Origin of the sequence: Desulfovibrio sp. 1214_IL3152 (genome assembly GCF_036763055.1) — a bacterium.
GTDB lineage: Bacteria > Desulfobacterota > Desulfovibrionia > Desulfovibrionales > Desulfovibrionaceae > Desulfovibrio.
In genome coordinates, this window is record NZ_JBAIYW010000339.1 from 1 (window position 1) to 1923 (window position 1923).

Below are 1923 nucleotides of genomic sequence, written 5' to 3' on the forward strand. Positions count from 1 at the left end.
TGGCGCGTGCCTACGGCAACGCCGAGGCAGCCCGGCAGGGCCGCTACCTGCTGGAGCAAAAGTTGCAAGCGTTCCGGGGGGCCATACGTATTGGAGTAGGACTGCAGATAGGCCATAAAGGCCCTGTCGGCATCGGTGGCGCGGTATTTTTCAAGCCACGCACGCCACTGCTCCTCAAGCGAAAAACCGCGTACGCCCAGGCCGGAACCAGAACCGGAGGCATTGCAGAACGTGCAGCCCCGGCGCGAAAGCGAGCCGTCCCGATTGGGACAGGACGCCCCCGCGTCAAGTGGAATTTTTTGCACCCGTGTACCGTATTTACGCCGAAAATACACGGCCAGAGTATGCCAACGCAGCATGTTTACAAGCCCTGAAGGCGGAAAAAGGCAAGAATCGGCGGGACAAAGATTTTGAACCCAGGCCCAGCCATCTTGACTTCACGCCCGATTTAGCAGAACAGTTTTCAGCCTGACGTTACCGATTTTTTGCCGCCCCCCGCCTCATTCGCACTTCGGCGCGGGGCGTTGCCCTTGAACTTGACGTGATAAATCCATTCGCAGCGAAGATACGCAGACCAGCACAGTGAGGCAAGTTAGAGTAATGTCCAAGATTCTGGATTTCGCATTAGGCATGTTTTCCAACGACCTGGCTATCGACCTCGGTACGGCCAATACCTGCGTCTACGTCAAGGGACACGGTATTGTACTGCGCGAGCCTTCGGTGGTGGCCGTTAAAAAGGACCCGCGCGGCAACAACGTGGTTTTGGCCGTAGGACAGGACGCCAAGCGCATGCTCGGCAGAACGCCCGGCAATATCTGGGCCATACGTCCCATGAAAGACGGCGTCATCGCCGACTTTGAGGTGACCGAGGCCATGCTGCGCCATTTTATCGCCAAGGTACACAACTCACGCCGTCTGGTGCGCCCGCGCATCATGATCTGCGTACCCACGGGCATCACCCAGGTGGAAAAGCGCGCCGTGAAAGAGTCGGCCCAGTCCGCCGGGGCGCGTGAGGTATACCTTATCGAGGAACCTATGGCAGCGGCCATCGGCGCGGATCTGCCCATCCAGGAGCCTACCTCCAACATGGTGGTGGACATCGGCGGCGGAACCACCGAAGTGGCGGTCATTTCCCTTTCGGGCATCGTGTACTCCCGCTCGGTGCGGGTGGGCGGCGACAAGATGGACGAAGCCATCATGACCCACGTCAAGCGCAAGTACAACATGCTCATCGGTGAATCCTCGGCGGAAGAAATCAAGATCAAGATCGCCTCGGCCTACCCGCTGGACCCCGAACAGCAGATAGAAGTCAAGGGCCGCGACCTTGTGACGGGCATTCCCCAGAATATCATCATCACCTCCGAGGAAGTGCGCAAGGCCATTTCCGAGCAGGTGGACAGCATTGTGCAGGCCGTGCGCATCGCCCTGGAACAGACCCCGCCCGAACTGGCGGCGGACATTGTGGACAGGGGCATTGTGCTCACCGGCGGCGGCGCGCTGCTCAAAGGGCTGGACCAGCTCCTGCGCGAGGAAACCTCGCTGCCCATCACGGTTGTGGACGACCCCCTGTCCACCGTGGTTGTGGGAACCGGCAAAGCTATGGACAACCTGCATATTCTCAAAGAAGTGTGTATCGACTGATCTGTGCGGCCCGTGCGCGTATCTGAACTCGACAGTACCGGACTTAGCAACGGCGCCGCGCTGGAAAATACAACTCCGGCGCGGCGTTGCTTACGTTTTGACAGTTGGGGCGCGTCACTTTGAGCATACGGATTCTCAAGGTCTGCGGCGCAGACCACGGCGCGTAACGGTGCAGGCCAGCAGCGCTTGCGCCTCGTGGCGAAAACCTGCCTGCGCGTCCCGCAGAGCAATGCTCGCGTAAGACTGCTCTGTTTTCATTGACCTGTAACGCCTGTTGCCACA

General features: G+C 59.4%; 1 protein-coding gene and 1 pseudogene. One reads left to right on the forward strand and one right to left on the reverse strand.

Annotated elements, in window-relative coordinates:
* Positions 1–359, reverse strand: a pseudogene (locus V6C07_RS07330) (TIGR01212 family radical SAM protein); the annotation flags it as partial.
* A gap of 241 nt (positions 360–600) precedes the next feature.
* On the opposite strand from V6C07_RS07330, the gene V6C07_RS07335 reads away from it, so the two are divergent.
* Entirely contained in the window at positions 601–1641 is a 1041-nt protein-coding gene (locus V6C07_RS07335; RefSeq protein ID WP_012623816.1) for a rod shape-determining protein, read from the forward strand.
* Positions 1642–1923 lie beyond the last annotated feature (282 nt).

Coding starts and splice junctions, on each gene's coding strand:
- V6C07_RS07335 (WP_012623816.1), top strand. CDS start 601: ATGTCCAAGATTCTGGATTTCGCATTAGGCATGTTTTCCAACGACCTG.